At 68.1% G+C, this 18,915-nt stretch carries 12 protein-coding genes; 6 read left to right on the plus strand and 6 right to left on the minus strand.

What is annotated here, in order from left to right; genetic code table 11:
- Positions 1–2 precede the first annotated feature (2 nt).
- From xylA to NPJ82_RS06760, 3 genes are read right to left on the minus strand one after another with little or no spacing between them, the layout of a single operon-like run.
- Complete coding sequence (gene xylA, locus NPJ82_RS06750) at positions 3–1,313, minus strand: xylose isomerase (protein ID WP_342658779.1); 1,311 nt, start codon at positions 1,311–1,313, stop codon at positions 3–5.
- Positions 1,314–1,326: 13 nt separating this feature from the next.
- Positions 1,327–2,766, minus strand: coding sequence for a xylulokinase (gene xylB, locus NPJ82_RS06755; RefSeq protein ID WP_342658780.1), 1,440 nt, complete (start codon positions 2,764–2,766; stop codon positions 1,327–1,329).
- Between the two features lie 34 nt (positions 2,767–2,800).
- Positions 2,801–3,910 (minus strand): glycoside hydrolase family 43 protein, encoded by a 1,110-nt coding sequence (locus NPJ82_RS06760; RefSeq protein ID WP_342658781.1) that lies wholly within the window; start codon positions 3,908–3,910, stop codon positions 2,801–2,803.
- Positions 3,911–4,073: 163 nt separating this feature from the next.
- On the opposite strand from NPJ82_RS06760, the gene NPJ82_RS06765 reads away from it, so the two are divergent.
- Positions 4,074–5,135, plus strand: a complete 1,062-nt coding sequence (locus tag NPJ82_RS06765; protein WP_342658782.1) for a LacI family DNA-binding transcriptional regulator — start codon at positions 4,074–4,076, stop codon at positions 5,133–5,135.
- Positions 5,136–5,168: 33 nt separating this feature from the next.
- A complete protein-coding gene (locus tag NPJ82_RS06770; RefSeq protein WP_342658783.1) occupies positions 5,169–7,136 on the plus strand; it encodes a glycoside hydrolase family 97 protein in 1,968 nt (655 codons plus the stop codon).
- Positions 7,137–7,178: 42 nt separating this feature from the next.
- On the opposite strand, the gene NPJ82_RS06775 is transcribed toward NPJ82_RS06770, so the two are convergent.
- Both NPJ82_RS06775 and NPJ82_RS06780 read right to left on the minus strand, forming a co-directional pair.
- Positions 7,179–9,200, minus strand: a complete 2,022-nt coding sequence (locus tag NPJ82_RS06775; RefSeq protein WP_342658784.1) for a GDSL-type esterase/lipase family protein — start codon at positions 9,198–9,200, stop codon at positions 7,179–7,181.
- 58 nt (positions 9,201–9,258) lie between these two features.
- Positions 9,259–10,899, minus strand: a complete 1,641-nt coding sequence (locus NPJ82_RS06780; protein ID WP_112382667.1) for a Na+/H+ antiporter — start codon at positions 10,897–10,899, stop codon at positions 9,259–9,261.
- Positions 10,900–11,197: 298 nt separating this feature from the next.
- Here NPJ82_RS06780 and NPJ82_RS06785 point away from each other — a divergent pair, with 298 nt between their 5' ends.
- The 4 genes from NPJ82_RS06785 to NPJ82_RS06800 are packed head-to-tail and all read left to right on the plus strand — an operon-like array spanning position 11,198 to position 16,133.
- A complete protein-coding gene (locus tag NPJ82_RS06785) occupies positions 11,198–12,367 on the plus strand; it encodes a PepSY domain-containing protein (protein WP_342658785.1) in 1,170 nt (389 codons plus the stop codon).
- Positions 12,364–12,525, plus strand: a complete 162-nt coding sequence (locus NPJ82_RS06790) for a hypothetical protein (RefSeq protein WP_342658786.1) — start codon at positions 12,364–12,366, stop codon at positions 12,523–12,525. Before NPJ82_RS06785 ends, NPJ82_RS06790 begins: the two co-directional genes overlap by 4 nt.
- 20 nt (positions 12,526–12,545) lie before the next feature.
- Positions 12,546–14,714, plus strand: a complete 2,169-nt coding sequence (locus NPJ82_RS06795) for a TonB-dependent receptor (protein ID WP_342658787.1) — start codon at positions 12,546–12,548, stop codon at positions 14,712–14,714.
- Positions 14,715–14,759: 45 nt separating this feature from the next.
- The gene (locus NPJ82_RS06800) at positions 14,760–16,133 is read left to right on the plus strand and encodes an FAD/NAD(P)-binding protein (protein WP_342658788.1); all 1,374 of its coding nucleotides are present in this window, start codon (positions 14,760–14,762) and stop codon (positions 16,131–16,133) included.
- A 598-nt stretch (positions 16,134–16,731) separates the two neighbouring features.
- Here NPJ82_RS06800 and NPJ82_RS06805 read toward each other — a convergent pair.
- On the minus strand, positions 16,732–18,879 hold the full coding sequence (locus NPJ82_RS06805; protein ID WP_342658789.1) for an alpha-glucuronidase family glycosyl hydrolase: 2,148 nt from the start codon (positions 18,877–18,879) through the stop codon (positions 16,732–16,734).
- Positions 18,880–18,915: the final 36 nt, after the last annotated feature.

Consider the following 18,915-nt stretch of genomic DNA (forward strand, 5'->3'; position numbering starts at 1 on the left):
GCTTACTGGAAGCGGTTGAGCAGGTTTTCGATCCGCTCCTGCCGGCCCGAGCGGGGGCGGGGGTCGATCGCGCGCGCTTCCGCCAGGTCGGCGATCCCGGCCAGGTCGAGTCCGGCGATCGCCTGGCCAAATTCGCCGTCCCAGCCGGCATAGCGCTCCGCCTTGATCGCATCCAGCCGGCCGTCCTCGATCAGCGCGGCGGCGTTCAGCAGGCCCTTGGCGACCGTGTCGATCCCGCCGACATGGCCGTAGAACAGGTCGACCGGCTCCATCGACTGGCGCCGCACCTTGGCGTCGAAGTTGAAGCCGCCGGTGGTGAAGCCGCCCGCGCGCAGGATCTCCAGCATCGCCAGCGTCATCTCCTCGACCGAATTGGGAAACTGGTCGGTGTCCCAGCCATTCTGGTGATCGCCGCGATTGGCGTCGATCGACCCGAAGATGCCCAGCGCACCCGCGGTCGCGATCTCGTGTTCGAAGGTATGGCCGGCAAGCGTCGCATGGTTCGCCTCGATATTGACGCGAACCTCGTCCTCCAGCCCGTAGCGCTTCAGGAAGCCGTACACGGTGGCGGTGTCGAAGTCGTACTGATGCTTGGTCGGCTCGTGCGGCTTGGGCTCGATCAGGATCGTGCCCTTGAAGCCGATCTTGTGCTTATGTTCGACCACCAGCGTCAGGAAGCGGCCGAGATTGTCCAGCTCGCGACCGAGATCGGTGTTGTGCAGCGTTTCATACCCTTCGCGACCGCCCCACAGCACATAGTTCGCACCGCCCAGGCGATGCGTCGCTTCCAGCGCGTCGCGCACCTGCATCGCGCCGAACGCGAAGATCTCCGGGTCCGGATTGGTTGCGCCGCCCGCCGCGAAGCGCGGATGGCCGAACAGGTTCGCCGTGCCCCACAGCAGCTTGCGGCCGGACGATCCTTGCAGCCGCTCCAGATGATCGACCGCTTCGGCAAACAGGCGGCGATGCTCGGCGACGCCGTGCGCATCGGCCATCACGTCGACATCGTGGAAGCAGTAATAGGGTATGTCGAGCTTGGAGAAGAAGTCGAACGCCACTTCGCGCTTGCTCGCCGCCGCCGCGCTGTCGTTCGCGCCGCGATGCCAGGGCCGGTCGAAGGTGCCGCCGCCGAACACGTCCGACCCAGGCCAGCAGAAGCTGTGCCAGAAACAGGCGGCAAAGCGCAGATGGTCCTCCATCCGCTTGCCCAGCACCATCCGGTCCTTGTCGTACCAGCGATAGGCGAGTTCATTGTCCGTATCGGGACCTTCATAGCGGATCGTCGGCACGTCGGCGAAGAAGTCGGTGGCCATTGGCTGCTCCTGTTCAGGGCTTGATACGGGGATAGGCGTCGCGGAAGGCGGCGTATTTCGGGGCGAGCCGGTCGATCAGGTCGCGTTCCGGCTCGACGATGAGGGACACGGGCGGGGCTATGCAGACGTCCGCCGGATCGCCGCCGTCGACCGCCAGTTGCGCCAGGCGCGCCGCGCCCAGTGCCGGCCCGACCTCGCCACCCTGCAGATAGACCAGCGGCACCTGCATCGCGGCGGCCAGCGTTCGACCCCAGTAGCGCGACCGTGCACCGCCGCCGATCACCGCCAGCCGGTCGATCGTCGTACCCGCGGCGCGCAGCACGCCGACGCCGTCCGCCAATGCGAAGGCGACCCCCTCCAGCACCGCCTGCGACAGCCGTTCGGGGCCGGTGTCATGGTCGAGGCGCAGGAAGCCGCCGCGCACCTGCGCGTCGTTATGCGGCGTCCGCTCGCCCGACAGATAGGGCAGGAAAAGCTCCGGGCCGGATGCCGGGCCGGCGCGCTCGGCCTGCTCGAACACCGCCGCCGCCCCCGGCGCACCGGTCAGCCGCGCCACCCAATCGATGCAGGCCGCCGCCGACAGATGCACGCTCATCTGATGCCACATACCGGGCAGGCAGTGGCAAAAGGCATGAACCGCCCCTTGCGGATAGGGTTTGAAGCGGCCGTTCGCGACGAAGATCACGCCCGAAGTGCCCAGCGACAGCAGGGCATCGCCGTCGCGGACCACGCCGACGCCGACCGCGCCGGCGGCATTGTCGCCACCGCCGCCGGCGACGGGCACCGGGGCCATGCCCCAGTGCGCCGCGACTTCGGCACGCAACACACCCGAGATCGCCGATCCTTCCACCAGCCGCGGCATCTGTCCGACCCCAAGGCCGGTGGCCGCGAGCAGATCGTCGCTCCACCGGCGTGCACCGACATCCAGCCACAGCGTACCGGCGGCGTCGGACATGTCCGAAACCTTCTCACCGGTCATGCGCAGTCGAACGTCGTCCTTGGGCAGCAGCACGGTGCGCGTCGCGGCGAACACGTCCGGTTCGTGACGGCGCACCCACAGCAATTTGGGCGCGGTGAAGCCGGGCATCGCCAGATTGCCCGCCACCGTATGTAGGTCGGGCGCGGCACGTTCCAGTTCCTCGCATTCGGTGTAGGAGCGCCCGTCATTCCACAGGATGGCGGGGCGGAGCGGCCGATCGTCGGCGCCGAGCAGCGTGGCGCCGTGCATCTGCCCGGCCAGCCCGATGCCCCGCACGCCGCGCCGCACATCGGCATCGATCGCCTCGACTGCTGCGCAGGTCGCGTCCCACCAGGCGTCCGCCGCCTGTTCGGACCACAGCGCTTGTGGCCGCTGCACGCCGAGCGGGGCGGTACCCTGCGCCACCACCGTGCCACCCGCGTCCAGCACCACCGCCTTCACGCCGGACGTGCCGATATCGATACCCAGGAACATGCGCGCTTCCTTATCCCCGCTTGGGGGGCAGGGGTTATTTCAGGACCGGGTTGATCGTCTTGATGGTGCCGTCGGGATTGTAGAACATCTCCGTTACCTTCACGTTGCGCAGCCGCGTCTGGCCGGACAGTTGCGTGTCGGCGTAGAACAGCCACCAGCGGCCGTCCCATTCGACGATCGAATGATGCGTCGTCCACCCCTCGACCGGCTCCATGATCCGACCCTTGTAGGTAAAGGGACCATAAGGTGAGTCGCCGATTGCATAGACCAGGTAGTGCGTGTCGCCGGTCGAGTAGCTGAAGTAGTATTTGCCCTTGTACTTGTGCATCCACGACGCTTCGAAGAAGCGACGGTCATGGTCGCCACCTTTGAGCGGCTGGCCGCGCTCATCCAGGATGACGACGTCGCGCGGCTTTTCCGCGAATTCGGTCATGCCGGGGTCCATCGCGGCGACCTTGGCGGTCAGCGCCGGCTTGTCATCCGCCTCCAGGTCGGTCTTCGATCCGTTCGGATCATAGGTGCCGCTGGTATTGCGCTGAAGCTGCCCGCCCCAGATGCCGCCGAAATACATGTACGACTTGCCGTCATCATCGGTGAAGACGGCCGGGTCGATCGAGAAACTGCCCTTGATCGGCTGCGGATTGGGCTTGAACGGGCCCATGGGGTTCTTCGAGGTGGCGACGCCGATCCGGAACGCGCCCTGCCGGTCCTTGGCGGGAAAATAGAGGTAATAGGTGCCGTTCTTATATGCCGCGTCGGGCGCCCACATCTGCTTTTCGGCCCATGGCACCTGCGACACGTCCAGCGCGACCGGGCCGATCGTCACCGGGCCGCCGATCTTGTCCATGCTGAGCACGCGGTAGTCGCGCATCTCGAAATGCGCGCCCAGATCGTCCTCGGGCGTCGGCCCGTCGATATCGTGGCTGTTATAGACGTAGATCTTGCCACCGAAGACATGCGCGGACGGGTCGGCGGTGTAGATTTCGGTGACCAGCGGCTGTGACAGGTAACGCTTGGCCTGGCCTTGCGCATTGGGGGCGCTCTCGTTCGCGGCGGCGGCATTGCCACCCGGACCGGAGGGGGAACAGGCGGCGATGGCCAGTGCCAGCGCGGGCACGACAGACAGCGATCGGATGCGGCGCATTCGACGTCCTTCCTAATGACGGTCCTCTTGCCGGGACCATTTGCGATAGCGCTATCATAGGATTGGCCTTACATGTCGTGCAAGCACAATATGACCGGATCATCGGCAGCAAAAGTTGCGCGGCTGATTGCGCTCGCCGCGCGATCGTGGAAGCTAGGGGAGCATGAGCCAGAAACCGACGCGCCGTACCCGTAGCGCTCCCACCATCAGCGACGTTGCCAAGGCTGCCGGCGTTTCCCTGATGACCGTGTCGCGCGTCATCAATGGCGAGAACAATGTCCGACCCGCCACCCGCGAGGCGGTGAACGCGGCGATCGCGGCGTTGAACTACGCGCCCAACCCGGCGGCACGCAGCCTGGCCGGCGCGGCGCAGATCCGCATCGGGATGCTCTACAGCAATCCGAGTGCCGGCTTTCTCAGCGAATTCCTGCTCGGCAGCCTCGACCAGGCATCGCGTTCCGACGTGCAGATCATTGTCGAGAAATGCGAGATCGGCGAGCATGAGGTGGAGGTCGCCCGCCACCTGATCGAGGGCGGCATCGACGGCGTCGTGCTGCCGCCCCCCTTGTGTGAGGCCGATGCGGTACTCGCCGCGCTCAACCAGGCACGCATTCCCACCGTGCTGGTCGCCAGCGGCGAGCCGTGCGAGGCGATGCTGGCGGTGCGCATCGACGACCGTACCGCCGCGCTGGACATGACGCGCCACATCATGGCGCTGGGTCACCAGCGTATCGGCTTCATCCGCGGCAATCCCAACCTCACGGCCAGCGACCGGCGGTTCGAGGGGTACCGGGCGGCGCTGGACGAGGCGGGGATCGCCTTTGACGAGGGGCTGGTAACGCAGGGGCTCTATACCTATCGCTCCGGGCTGGACGCGGCCGAACGGCTGCTGGAGCGCGACGATCCGCCATCGGCGATCTTTGCCTCCAACGACGACATGGCCGCCGCGACCGTCGCGGTGGCGCATCGCCGCGGGCTGGACGTGCCCGGCGACCTGACCGTGGTCGGCTTTGACGATACCACGCTGGCGACCGCCATCTGGCCCGAGCTGACTACCATCCACCAGCCCATCGCCGACATGGCCCGCGCCGCCGTCGAACTGCTCGTCTCGGCGATCCGCCGCCAGACGGGGGCGGCCGAACCGCACCGGTTGCTCGATTTCAGCCTGATCCGGCGCCAGTCGGACGCGGCACCCAGGCGGCGTCCGCCCGCGCGGCTCGGCTGACGCACGCACCAATCGTATCAAGAGGGGATTAGCATGACGAACATCCGCCATGGGCTGTTGCTCGCCGCCACGTGTCTGGCCGGTGCATCGCCCGCCGCCGCGCAACAGGCGCTGACGCTCGCCTCGCCCGACGGGACCATCGTCTTCTCCCTGAACGGCAGCACCGGCGGTCCCCCGCAATTCCAGATCGCCCGCCGCGGCGAACCGATCATCGCCCCGTCCCCCCTCGGCTTCAACTTCACCGACGGCTCCCGCACCGACGCGCTCAGCGCACGCGAACTGCGCCGCTCGACCGCGGACCGGATGCTGCCGCTGGTCGCGACCAAGGCGGCCAGGGCGCGCGACCATTATAACGAGATGGTCGTGGCGCTTGCCGATCCGGCCGGTACCCGCGCGGCCATCGAACTGACGGTGCGTGCCTATGACGACGGCATCGCCTTTCGCTACACCATGCCGGGCGGCGCCAGGCCCACCGAGATCCGCGTCGAGCGGACCGGTTTCTCCTTCCCGACCGACGACAAATGCTGGGGCCTGAACGTCGGCCGCTTCACCTCCAGCCATGAGGGTTATTATGACCCTCTGACGATCAGCCAGCTTCGACCGACCGACCTGTACGACAATCCGCTGCTGTGCCGCACGCCCAGCGGCGCGACCAACTTCATGCTGACCGAGGCGGATCTGACCGATTATCCGGGCAGTTACTTTGCCGGGCGCGGAGATGGCGCCCTGGGGGTCGAGGTGGTGCAGGCGATGCTGCCGGGCGAGTTGCGGACGGCGGTGCGCAAGGCGGCGGGGCAGGCGGTGGTAACGCCGTGGCGCGTGGTGCTGATGGCGGACAAGGCAGGGGACCTGATCGCGTCGAACACGATCGGCAACCTCAATCCGCAGGCGAGCGGCGACTGGTCGTGGCTGAAGCCGGGCAAGTCCGCCTGGGACTGGTGGTCCGGGCCATATTTCCCCGGTCAGGCGCCCGGACCGATGACCATGACCGGCCTGAAGAAGCTGATCGACTTTGCCGGTCAGGCGGGGCTGCCCTATCTGCTGGTCGACGAGGGGTGGGCACTGAACTCGGGCGTCGGCGGCTCCGCGCCGCCCGATACCGACATCACGAAGACGCAAAACGGCCTGAACATGCCCGAGCTGGTCGCCTATGCGAAGGCGCGGCGCGTCGACCTGTTGCTCTGGCTGCAGTGGAGCCAGCTCGATCAGCGGCTGGAGGAAGCGCTCGATCAATATGCCCGCTGGGGGATCAAGGGCATCAAGGTCGACTTCATGGATCGCAACGACCAGCCGATGGTGAATTATTATCACCGCGTGCTGGCGGCGGCGGCCAAGCGGCACCTGATGGTCGACCTGCACGGCGCCTATCCGCCGACCGGTCTGGCGCGGACCTGGCCCAACTTCGTCACGCAGGAAGGCGTGATGGGGGCGGAATATAACAAATGGTCACGCCTCATCACCGCGCGGCACAACGTCAATCTCGCCTTTACGCGCATGGTGCTGGGCCCCCTCGACTATACGCCGGGGGGCTTTCGCAACCGCACACCGGCCGATTTCCAGATCGTCAACAGCCCGCCGCAGGTGCAGACGACGCGCGGCGCGGCACTTGCCATGTATGTGGTCTGGGAAAGCCCGCTGCAGATGGTCTCCGACAGTCCAGACGCCTATGCCGGCCAGCCGGAATTCGGCTTCATCCAGGCGGTGCCCACGGTGTGGGACGAAACCCGCTTCCTCGACGGCGACATCGACAGCCATGTCGTCATCGCCCGGCGTAAGGGACGGGACTGGTATATCGGCGCGATGACGTCCGAACAGGGCCGCCCCGTCACCCTGCCGCTCAACTTCCTCGGCAAGGGGCGATTCAAGGCGGAGATCTGGCAGGACGGCGCCGCCGCCGACCAGGCGGTGCGCAGCGACCGGACCGTTTCCGCGGAGGACAGCCTGTCGCTACTGCTGGCGCCTTCGGGGGGCGCGGCCGTGCGCCTGACGCCGGCGGGGTAGGATGGTTCGCGCAGAGGCGCGTTCTTCGCGCCTCCGCGGGAGCTATTGGCAGATGCCCGCAGGCGGCCCTGCCGGCTTGGGCATCGGCAATGAGGCGGTAGGTCCGGGCCGCGAGGGATTGACCGCCGCGGCGTAGAAGGGGGCACGCTCCACCTCGGCGAGCGGTGCGAAGCGGAAGCCCATGGCGCGGTACATCGCCAGCAGTCGGGGCAGCATGCGGGCGGTGAACGCGCCGGCATGCATCAGCACCACCTGCGGCGTTTCACCCCCGGCAGCCCTTGCCGCCGCCGCCGAGGCGCGCGCGTCGGCCAGATATGCCGCCTCCAGCCGGGCCACCGCGCCGGCATCACCCTTTGCCACGCATGCCGCGTAAGGCGCATTCCAGTCATAATCGGCAAAGCTCGTCGTGACCGCCGCGATCCGGTAGCCGTCCTTGGCAAGCGATCGGCGCGCCGCTTCGCGCACGTCCGGGTCACGCCCTTCGTTCAGAAAGGGATAGCGGAACCAGTGCCAGTCGCCCTTCGCCACGCGCCTTAGCACCGCCTCGTTCTGCGCAAGGTCGGCCGCAAACCCCGCCGCGCCAAGCGTGTCGAGCGCGGCGTGCGCATAGCCGTGACTGCCCAGCGCCAGTCCCGCACCGGTCCAGGCGGCGATCGCGGCGGCGCTGTCCTTCGGCGTATCCGTGCCGAAGCCGCCGTTGAGGAAGCCGAATGCCGGTGCCTTTTCCGCCGCCAGCGCCGCGGCGATCTGCTCCACCACCTTTGTCCGCGAGGCACCCGGCGGCAGGGGGCCATGCGCCGGCAGGTCGTCAAAGGTCAGCGCCATCGGCGTTGCCGCGGCAGGCGCAAACAGCCCCAGCGGCACCGCCTCGCCCATCGCACGATAACCCGCCTCGGACGGGTGAAGGTGATCGCCGGAGTCATATTGTGGGGCCAGTCGGTCGGGCGCGGCGGGATCGCGCATCACCGCGTCGAAGTCGATCACCGCATCGAAAGAACCGTTTAAGCCGTCCGAGCGGATAATGCTGTTGATGGCTTGTCGGGTGTTTTCGGTTTCTACGTCGGGATGGTAATAGTCGTTGCCGCCGAACGGCATGATCGTGCCTATCGCAATCTTGATGCCGCGAGCATGGGCCTTTGCCGCCATGTCAGCATAAGCGTGCGTGATCCGCCGGACGAGTTCGGCATGCGCGGCGGGCGTCGCCGGGGCGTCGCGCGTCAACGTGCCGAGGTCGTTCACCCCCTCCAGCAGGATGGCCCAGCGCGCACCGCTGCGATCCAGCACGTCGCGCTGGAAACGGTCGATCAATCGCGGCCCGCTGCCGTCGTTCAACACGCGGTTGCCGCCGATCCCGGCATTCACCAGCCCGATCGTCCGGGTCGAGGCGTTGCCGCGCAGGCGTGCGGCCAGCACATCGGTCCAGCGGCTGTTGCGCTCCGGCTTCACGCCGTAGCCGTCGGTGATCGAGTCCCCCACCGCGACGATCGCGGCGGGACGGGCCGCCTCCACGTCGATGCCGGCCAGCCAGTACCAGCGCGTCACCGCCTCGGCCCCCGGCAGGTCGACGTCCGTCACATGGTTGCCAATGCTCAGGAAGCTGGTGGCGCGCGCGCCGGGGTGACCGGTCTGCGGCGCCGGCACGCGGGGCAGGTACAGGCTGACCGCAACATCGGCGGCGGGCGGCAGGGCCATGGCGACCGCGTCGGACCAACGTTCTTCGCCGGCCGGGATGGTGACGGAGGCCTTGCCGGAGAAGCGCAGCGGCTGCGCCGTGTTCGCGCGCGGCGTGCCGGGGGCAGGGGCCAGTGCCACCGCCGCGGCATCGATGGTCAGCGGTTCGGTGCAATGGACATTGGACAGCAGCACGCGCATCCGCCTGCCACCGGCCGAGACGCGCACGATCTGGCGCAGCGTGACGTCGCGGGACCGGGTGGCCGGCCACGCCGTGTCGCCCCCCGTCGCCACCTGTGCGGCACCCCAGCTTCCCTGCCAGCGATCGGCCGCCGCTGCCGGTGCCGCAAGCACGGCCAGCACGCCCGCCGCCAAAGCCAAACCCTGCCGCATCGCCCCTCCTGCATGTCGATCGCGCTACCTAAGCGGCTCGAGCGACCGGGGGCAAGGATCAGCGCGCGGTGGAAAGCCGGGCGTCGAGCAGATCCAGTTCGCGCCCCAGCCGGCTCGCCGTGTCCATGTTGATCTCGCGCGTCTGCGCCAGATCGAAGATCGCCTTACGCTCGGCCCGGATCGCGGCGAGGCGCATGATGCGCTCCGTGCCTTCCCATTCGTCCTGCCGCTTCGTCTCGGTGTCGTCCGACAGGCTGTCGATCCGGTCGCGATAGCCATCCATCAGGCGCGCGGCGATCTCGACATAATGGTCGGCATCCTCGCTGTTCTCGCTCATCCGGTGCTGTTCCTTTTCCAGCGCCGCAATCGCCGCCTGCGCACCGATGCGCCGCGCCCGGTCGCGTTCCGCCTCCGTGCCATGCTCCGGCGGCAGGTCGAGCCCGCGCAGCAGCAGCGGCAGCGCGACGCTGGCGATCACCAGCGAGGCGAGGATCACGCCCGAGGCGAGGAAGATCGCCAGGTCGCGCGCCGGAAAGGGGCTGCCGTCGTTCATCGCCAGCGGCAGCGTCAGCACACCGGCCAGCGTGATCGCGCCGCGCGCGCCCGCCACCGACATCGCGGCCACGATGCGGCGCGGCGGGCTGACATGCGTGCCGTCGCGGCGCCGTGTGCGAAACAGCGTGAAGCGCAGCGACACCCACACCCAGGCGAAGCGCAGCAGCGCCAGCCCGCCGACGATCGCGGCGACATAGACGCCCAGCCACCACGGGCTGTCATGCCCGGTCGACACCACCGTGTCGCGCGCGGCGGCGAACACCTCGGGCATCTGTTCGCCCAGCAGCACGAAGATCACGCCGTTCAGCGTGAATTGCAGCATGTCCCACACCGCCCGCCGGCGGATGCGCGTCGCCGCCATCACGCTGGCCCAGGCGGTGGTAAAGGTCATCGACAGGCCGGCGGCGGCGGCGGCCAGCACGCCCGAGGCATGGACATGCTCCGCCGCGAGATAGGCCGCGAACGGGATGAGCAGGCTGACCAGGATGTTCGATCCGGAATCGTCGCCGAAGCGGCGCGCGAACCAGCCCTTGGCCGCGGTGATGCCCCATGTGCAGCCGACGCCGATCGCAACGCCCGCCAGCGCCATCCAAGCAAAGGTCAGCGCCGCCTCGCCAAGCGAGAAGGTGCCGGTCAGCGCCGCCGCAATGGCGAAGCGCAGGCAGACTAGGCCCGATGCGTCGTTCAGCAGCGATTCCCCCTCCAGGATGTGCATCATCCGGCGCGGGATCGGGACCTTGGCGGCGATGGCCGACACCGCGATCGGATCGGTCGGCGACACCACGGCGGCCAGTGCGAAGGCGACGGCGTAGGGCATGGCCGGGATCATCCAGTGGATGAACCACCCCATGCCAAGGACCGTCAGAAAGACGAGGCCCAGCGCCAGTCCCAGCACGGCACCGCGATCCTTGAACAACTCGTCCTTGGGGATGCGCCATCCATCCAGGAACAGCAGCGGCGGCACGAACAGCAGGAAGAAGAGTTCAGGATCGAGCGTGACCCGGACATGCGCGATGGAACCGATGGCGATGCCCAAGCCGATCTGGACGAGCGGCCGTGGCAAAGCGGATGGCAGCAGGCGGGAGATCATGCCGCTCACCACGACGGCGAGCAACAGCACAAGGCACAGGGTCACGATTTCCAAACCGGGCATCTCCTTTTCGAACGGGGTGGGCCAATACATGGCGCAGCGGGACGCAATGCTCCACCCCGAATGCTGATTTTTTAGGCAGATGGCGTGAAAAGCGTGGAGCTATGCGCCACGGCGCGCCCGATTCGGTATAGCTGACGTGCAACGGACCCGTACCGCGGTGGGGATCAGCCGGCGGCGGTCAGCGGCCATTTCGGGCGAAAATGCGATCGCCTTGCAACGGGCCGGCCAATCGCGCATAGCGGCAAACTATGATAATGCGTCGCAATTTTGCTCGGCGGGCCGTCCGGCGATGACCCGGCGGACGGTGCGCGCATGGTATCTGGTCCATAAATGGACCAGCCTGATCTGCACGTTGTTCCTGTTGATGCTGTGCCTGACCGGCCTGCCGCTGATCTTCCATGAGGAAATCGATCGCTGGACCGGCCATGCCCCGCCGCTGGTCGGTCCGGCCTCGTCCGGGGAGGGGGCGGGACTGTTGCCGCTGGATACCGTCATGGCGCGCGCGCTTGCCACCCGTCCCGGCGCGGTGCCGCTCTACATGGCGTTCGACAATGCCTCGCCGATGGTCACCGTCACCACCGGTCCGCGGGCGGGCGCGGCGGTGGAGCAGATGACGCTGCGGTTCTTCGATCGCACGACGGGCCGCGAGGTCGGCCAGGAGGCCGGCGGCGGCGTGATGGACTTTCTGCTGCAACTGCACCGCGACATGTTCCTGGGGCTGCCGGGCATGTTCTTCCTGGGCGCGATGGGGCTGTTGTTCGTCGTCGCGATCGTGTCGGGCGTGGTTCTTTATGCGCCGTTCATGCGCAAGCTCGACTTCGGCACGCTGCGCACCAGCCGCAGCCGGCGGATCAAGTGGCTCGACTATCACAACCTGCTCGGCATCGTCGCACTCGCCTGGATGACCGTGGTCGGCGCGACCGGCGTCATCAACGCGCTGGCCAGCCCGATCATCGACCTGTGGCGCGTCGGCGCGCTGGCGGAGATGACGCAGGCCTATGCGGGGCGTGCCGCGCTGCCGCCGTCGCGCTACGGCTCGCTCGACCGCGCGATGGCGGCGGCGCGCCGTGCGGCGCCGGGCAGCGCACCGCAGTTCATCGCCTTTCCCGGCACCCCCTATAGCAGCCGGCACCATTATGCGGTGTTCCTGCAGGGCACCACGCCGCTGACCGAGCGGCTGCTGATCCCGGCGCTGGTCGATGCCGAGACGGGCCGCCTGACCGACAGTCGCCCGCTGCCCTGGTATGTGAAGATGCTGCTGCTGTCGCAGCCGCTCCATTTCGGCGATTATGGCGGCCTGCCGCTCAAGATCCTGTGGGCGGTGCTGACCGGCTTCACGGTCGTCGTGCTCGGCTCTGGCGTCTATCTCTGGCTCGGCCGCCGCCGCGCACCGCTGGAGGCGCGGGTGCGCGAGGTCGAGACGGGCGGCATCGTCGCGGCGCCCGTGGTGGTGGCATGATCCGCTCGACCTTTGCCGTGCCCGTCCTGCTCGCGTTCGCCAGCATCCTGGGGCTCGTCGTCGCGCTGACCGGTGACGGCGCGCGTGATGTCCTTTCCTGGGTCGCGCTCGCGCTGCCGATCGTTGCGGTCGGCTGGGCGATGCGCCGCCGCACCTGATCCGTACCAAAGGAAGATCGATGAACGTTTCCACCCGCCGCCTGGCCGTGCTGCTGGCCGGCGCCGCTGTTCTCCACGCCATCCCCGCCACAGCGCAGGACCGCGCCGGTGACGATGAAATCCTGGTGACCGCGCAGGGGCAGAATGCGACGCAGGTCGTGTCCGCCGGCTCGGTCGGCGTGCTGGGCGACAAGCGCGGCGAGGACGTGCCGTTCAGCATCCGCAGCTATAACGAGGCGCTGATCCTCAACCAGCAGCCCCAGACGCTGGGACAGGTGCTGGAAAATGACCCGACGATCCGCACCACCTATGGCTTTGGCAATGCCGCCGAACAGTTCGTCATCCGCGGCTTCACGCTCTACGGCGACGATGTCGGGCTGAACGGCCTGTATGGCATCACGCCGCGCCAGCTGATCGCGCCCGAACTCTACCAGGAGGTCCAGGTGCTGAACGGCGCCACCGCCTTCCTGAACGGGGCGGCGCCCGGCGGCACCGGCATCGGCGGCAGCGTCAACCTGATCGCCAAGCGGGCGGGCGACGTGCCGTTGACCCGCGTGACGGGCAACTACACCTCCGACAGCCATTTCGGCGGCAGTTTCGACGTGTCGCGCCGCTTCGGCGATGACGGCGCATGGGGGGTGCGGATCAACGGTGCGGGGCGCAGCGGCGACGTCGCGATCGAGGACGAGTTCCGCAGCAGCTACGTCATCGGCGGCGCGATCGACTACCGGGGCGCGGCGGTGCGCCTGTCCGCCGACCTCGGCTATCAGCGGGTCAGGATCCGCGGCCTGCGCCCGAAGGTCACGATCGGTGCCGGTGCAGCGATCCCGGCGGTGCCCGATGCCGATGCCAATTACGCGCAACCCTGGACCTATTCGACGCTGCGCGATGTGTTTGGTACGGTGCGGGGGGAGTGGGATTTGGCGGACGGTGCGATGCTGTGGGCGCAGGCCGGGGCGCGCGACGGGTCGGAGCGCGGGCTGTATAGCGGGCTGACCATCAACAATGCGGCGACCGGCGCGGCCACCGGCACCGCGCTGTTCGTGCCGTTGACCGCGAACAACGAGGCGGCGCAGGGCGGACTGCGCGTCAAGCTGGCCGGCGCCGGGATCAGCCACGAGATCAATGTCGGCGGCAGCCATATCTGGCAGGTCAATCGCAACGCCTACGACTTCCTCTACGGCCCCGGCTATGTCGGATTTGCCACCAACCTGTACGACACGCCGGTCGCCACCATCCCGAGCTCGACACTGGTCGGCGGCAATCTCGACGATCCCTTCCCGGTCAGCCGCACCCGGCTGGGCAGCGTCTTCGCGTCCGACACGCTGGGCTTCTTCGAGGATCGGCTGCTGGTGACCGCGGGCCTGCGCCTCCAGACGATCGCGGTGAAGGGCTATGCGATCACGACCGGCGCACTTGCCACCCGCTATGACGAGGATGCGATCACCCCCGTGGTCGGCATCGTCTTCAAGCCGACTCCGACCCTGTCGGTCTACGCCAACCGGATCGAGGGGTTGCAGCAGGGGCCGACCGCGTCGACCACCGATACGACGCTGATCAACCCCGGCGAGATCTTCGCGCCGTTCAAGTCGGTGCAGTATGAGGTCGGCGCCAAGTTCGCGATCGGTGCGATCAACGCCAGCCTCGCCGCCTTCACCACCGATCTGCCCAGCGCCTATGCGATCCCCGATCCGCAAGGGACCGGGTTCAACCGCTTCGGCGTGTTCGGCAAACAGCGCAATCGCGGGCTGGAATTCACGCTGGGCGGCGAGCTGACCCGCGGGCTGCGGCTGATCTCGGGCGTCTCGGTGCTGGATACCGAACTGCGCGACCAGGCGCTGGTCGCCAACGAGGGCAATACCGCCCCCGGCGTGCCCGAATGGCTGGCCAACGCCAATGTCGAATGGGACCTGTCCTTCGTCCCCGGCCTGACGCTGACCGGCCGTGTCGTGCACACCGGCGAGCAGCAGGTGAATGCGGCCAACACGCTTTCGATCGGGGACTGGACCCGGCTCGACCTGGGCGCGCGCTATGTCGCGGTGATCGGCGAGATGCCGCTGACCTTCCGCTTCGCGGTCGATAACGTCGCCAACCGCCGTTATTGGGCCTCGGCCTTCGATACGTCGTCGCAGGCGCTGTTGCAGGGCGCCCCGCGCACCTTCAAGCTGTCCGCCTCGATCGACCTGTGAGCAAGCGGTAGCCATGGCGGGGGCCATCGCCTAGTCTGTGCGGCGATGGCCCAATCCGACCTGCTTCTCGCCGCCGACGCCGATCATGTCGTGATCGTCGGCGCCGGTTTCTCGGGCACCCTGCTCGCGATCAACCTGCTCCGGCATCAAGGGCCGCGCGTGACCCTGGTCGAGCGGCGGCCCGAGCAACTGGCGCGCGGCGTCGCCTATAGCGCGGCGCATCCCGATCACCTGCTCAACGTCCGCGCCGAGCGGATGAGCGCCTTGCCCGACGAACCCGGCCATTTCGTCGAATGGCTGGCGCGCGAGGGCAAGGGGGATCGCCACAGCTTCGTGCCCAGGCGCATCTACGGCGCCTATCTGCGCGCCATGCTGGATGCCGCCACCGCACAGGCGGGCGGGCGGCTGCGACTGGTGACGGGCGAGGTCCGCGCGATCGACCGCCCCGGCTCCGGTGTCACGCTGGCCATGGCCGATGGTACGAGGATCGCCGCCGACGTCGCGGTGCTGGCGCTGGGCAACCTGCCGCCGCATACCCCGCCCGGCATCGACCCGGCGGTCCCCGGCTATTGCCCCGATCCGTGGAGCGCGGACATCGCGCAAGGGCTGGCGGACGACGACCGCGTCATTCTGGTCGGCACCGGCCTGACCGCGATCGATGCCGCGCTTCTGCTCGATGCGCGCGGCTTTCGCGGCGAGATCCTCGCGCTGTCCCGTCGCGGCCTTGCCCCGCGCCGCCATGCCGAGGGCGCCCATGTCCCCGGCCTGCGCGACCGGCCGCAGGGGCGTCCCTCCGCGCTGATCGCCACCGTCCGCGCGCGCGCGCAGGAGATCGGCTGGCGCGGTGCGGTGGACGAGTTGCGCCCGGTGACGCAGATGCTGTGGGGCGCGACCGACGATGCCGATCGTCGCCGCTTCCTCCGCCACCTGCGCCCTTATTGGGACGTCCATCGCCACCGCCTCGCGCCGCAGGTGGCCGACCGGATCGATGCGCTCGTGGAGAGTGGGCGCTTGCGGTTCGTTGCGGGCAAGTCGATTGCGACCGAGGCCGCGCCGTCCGGCCTGACGCTGCACTGGCGCCCGCGCGGGACGGACCGGGTGGAGAGCACGCCCGCCGCGCGCCTCGTCAACTGTACCGGGCCGCAGGGCGACCTGTTGCGCTCGGACGAGCCGCTGATCCGCCATCTGCTGGTTGAGGGCGCGATCCGTCCCGATCCCTTGCGCCTCGGTCTGGAGGTCGACCGCCAGTCGCGCGCGATCGATGCGGGTGGTGAGGCGCAGGACCGGCTTTACTGCATCGGCCCGATGACGCGCGGTGGCTTGTGGGAGGTGGTTGCGGTTCCCGATCTGCGTCAACAGGTCTGGGACCTCGCGCGGCGGCTGTCCCATGCGCAGTGGGTGGGGGGCGAGGGGCTTTAGGTTTTCACGCGAAGACGCGAAGCCGCGAAGAAGGAAGAAGGTGGTTCGCGCGGAGACGCGGAGACGCGGAGGATGTTCCGCCCGCGGCCCATGTTCCGAGCCGCCAGCGGCGGCTCATGCAATGGCGAGCAGGGTTATGGAAGGTCTCGCTGACGCGAGACGGGGGCCGCCGACGCAATCTCCGCGTCTCCGCGTCTCCGCGTGAACCCGTTCTTCTTTCCTCTTCGCGGCTTCGCGACTTCGCGTGATCAATCACGCCGTATGCCCCAGCGCCAGCAGGTCTGGGACCTCGCGCGGCGGCTGTCCCATGCGCAGTGGGTGGGGCGAGGGGCTTTAGGTTTTCACGCGAAGACGCGAAGACGCGAAGAAGGAAGAAGGAAGAAGGTGGTTCGCGCGGAGGCGCGGAGACGCGGAGGATGTTCCGCCCGCGGTTCATGCCCCGAGCCGCCAGCGGCGGCTCATGCAATGGCGAGCAGACATGTGGAAGGTCTCGCTGACGCGAGACGGGGCTACCAACGCAATCTCCGCGCCTCCGCGCCTCCGCGTGAACCCGTTCTTTCTTCCTCTTCGCGGCTTCGCGTCTTCGCGTGATCAAAAACTACCCCGTATGCCCCGGCGCCCGCGGAAAGTTCTGTGCCTTGTACCAGGCCAGATCATGCTCGGGCGCCCTGGCGCCGGCCGGCAATGCGCGGCCGTTGACCGACATCCAATAGGCAAGGCTGGCATCCCGCCACCACCGGGCTTCCCGCTCCTGTATCGCCAGCAGCGTTGCAGTCTTCTCCCACCGCTCGGCATCGATCCGCGGGCGCAGCGCATCCCATTGTTGCCGCATCCCCGCGACATAGGCGACGCCGGCATCGTAATGCCGCACCATCTCCTCCCACAAGGTCCGGCCCGATGCCATGCGCCGGTCCCAGCCGACATGGTGGAACCACAACAGGTCGCGCTCCGGCACGGTGCCGACATCGGCGAAGCGCTTGGCCACCGGCGGCGCATATTGCGCGACCGCGTTGCTGCCGCTCCTGGTCCGGTCGAAGCCGATGCCCTGCTTATCCGCCCGGTGATAGTAAGCCGGGTTCCATTCCGGCCGGGCAAGGTCCGACACCCACGGCCCCGGCCCGTAATGGTGCCCCGTCGCCATCAGATGGGCCAGGCCCAGCGGCGTCATGTAATCCACCACCGCCTCGCGCGATCCCATCATCATCGCGACCACGGGATCGACCACCGCCGGGTCGGGCGTAAAGGTCTGCGCTGCCCATTCGCGCGCGATCGTGTCGGCATGCGCCTCCGGGTCCCAGGCCATGCGGCCGAAGACATACCAGTTGGCCTGGTTGAACGGCGATCCCGTCCAGTCGCGGTCGCGCCCGATATTGGCGACGCCCGCCATGCCCGTCAGCCTGTGCCCTTCCGCCGATCCGTCGACGACATCGGCCACCGTCTGACCGCGCTTCACGCCGGTGGGCGCGTCCAGCACCTCCTGGAACAACGGCCCGAGATAGGCGAGGTGGGAGGCGAAGCCGAGATATTCCTTGGTGATCTGGAATTCCATCACCAGCGGCGTCTTCGGCATCGCGCCGAACAGCGGGTGGAAGGGTTCGCGCGGCTGGAAGTCGATCGCGCCGTTCTTCACCTGCACCAGCACATTGTGCGCGAACGTGCCGTCCAGCGGCTTGAACTCGGTATAGGCCTGTTTGGCCCGGTCGTCGGGATCGGTGTCGGCATAGACGAAGGCGCGCCACATCACGATGCCCTTGTGCGGGGCGACCGCGGCGGCCAGCATGTTCGCGCCGTCGGCATGGCTGCGATGGTAATCGCGCGGACCTGGCTGGCCCTCGCTATTGGCCTTGACCAGAAAGCCGCCGAAATCGGGAATGGCACGGTAGATCTCGTCCGCCTTCGCCTTCCACCATGCCGCGACCTGCGGGTCGAGCGGGTCAGCGGTCTTCAGCCCGCCGATCTCGATCGGGGCGGAAAAGCGGGCCGACAGATAGACCTTGATCCCCCAGGGACGGAATATGTCGGCCAGCGCCGCCGCCTTGGCGATATAGGGCGCGGTCAGGCTGTCCGCCTTGGCGTTGACATTGTTCAGGACGGTGCCGTTGATCCCAATCGACGCGTTGGCGCGGGCATAGTCGGTGTAGCGCGGGTCCTTCAGGTCGGGCAGGTTCCACCAGTCCCAGATGGACTGGCCGGCATAGCCACGCTCCACCGAGCCATCCAGATTATCCCAATGGTTCAGCACGCGCAGCTTCACCTTGGGGGTGGAGGTCAGGTCGACCTTGGCCAGCGTGCCGCCGGTGCCCAGATGGCGCAGCAGCGCAAAGGCGCCGTAGAGTACGCCCCGGTCGCTATTGCCCGTCACCAGTGTCACCGGCGCTCCGCCGATCGTGACCGATCGCACCAGATAGCCTTCGTCGGCCAGCGACCGTGTCGGGAGGTGCAGGCTCGCCACCGCCGGGTCGCTCGCGACCGCCAGCATCACCGATCCGGCGCGCACGGCCGGCGCCGTCGCCACCGGCCCGGCGGCATAGCCGGACAGCCCGCGTCGCAATTCCTCCGCCGCGCGGGTCAGGGTGGGCGTGGCGTTCGGGACGACGATCGATACCGGTTGCCTGACCACTTCGCCCTGTAGGGACGCTTGCGGCTGATAGCGCATCCAGAGCGCATATCCATCCTCGGCCATCGCAATCGCAGGCAAAGACGCGCTCGCCAGAGCCGCAGAAATCAGGGCTTTCCATCGCATCATGGCCATCCTCACCTTTCCCCATTTTACCGGGCGATC

Source organism: Sphingomonas sp. NY01 (genome assembly GCF_038809135.1).
Classification (GTDB): domain Bacteria; phylum Pseudomonadota; class Alphaproteobacteria; order Sphingomonadales; family Sphingomonadaceae; genus Sphingomonas; species Sphingomonas carotinifaciens.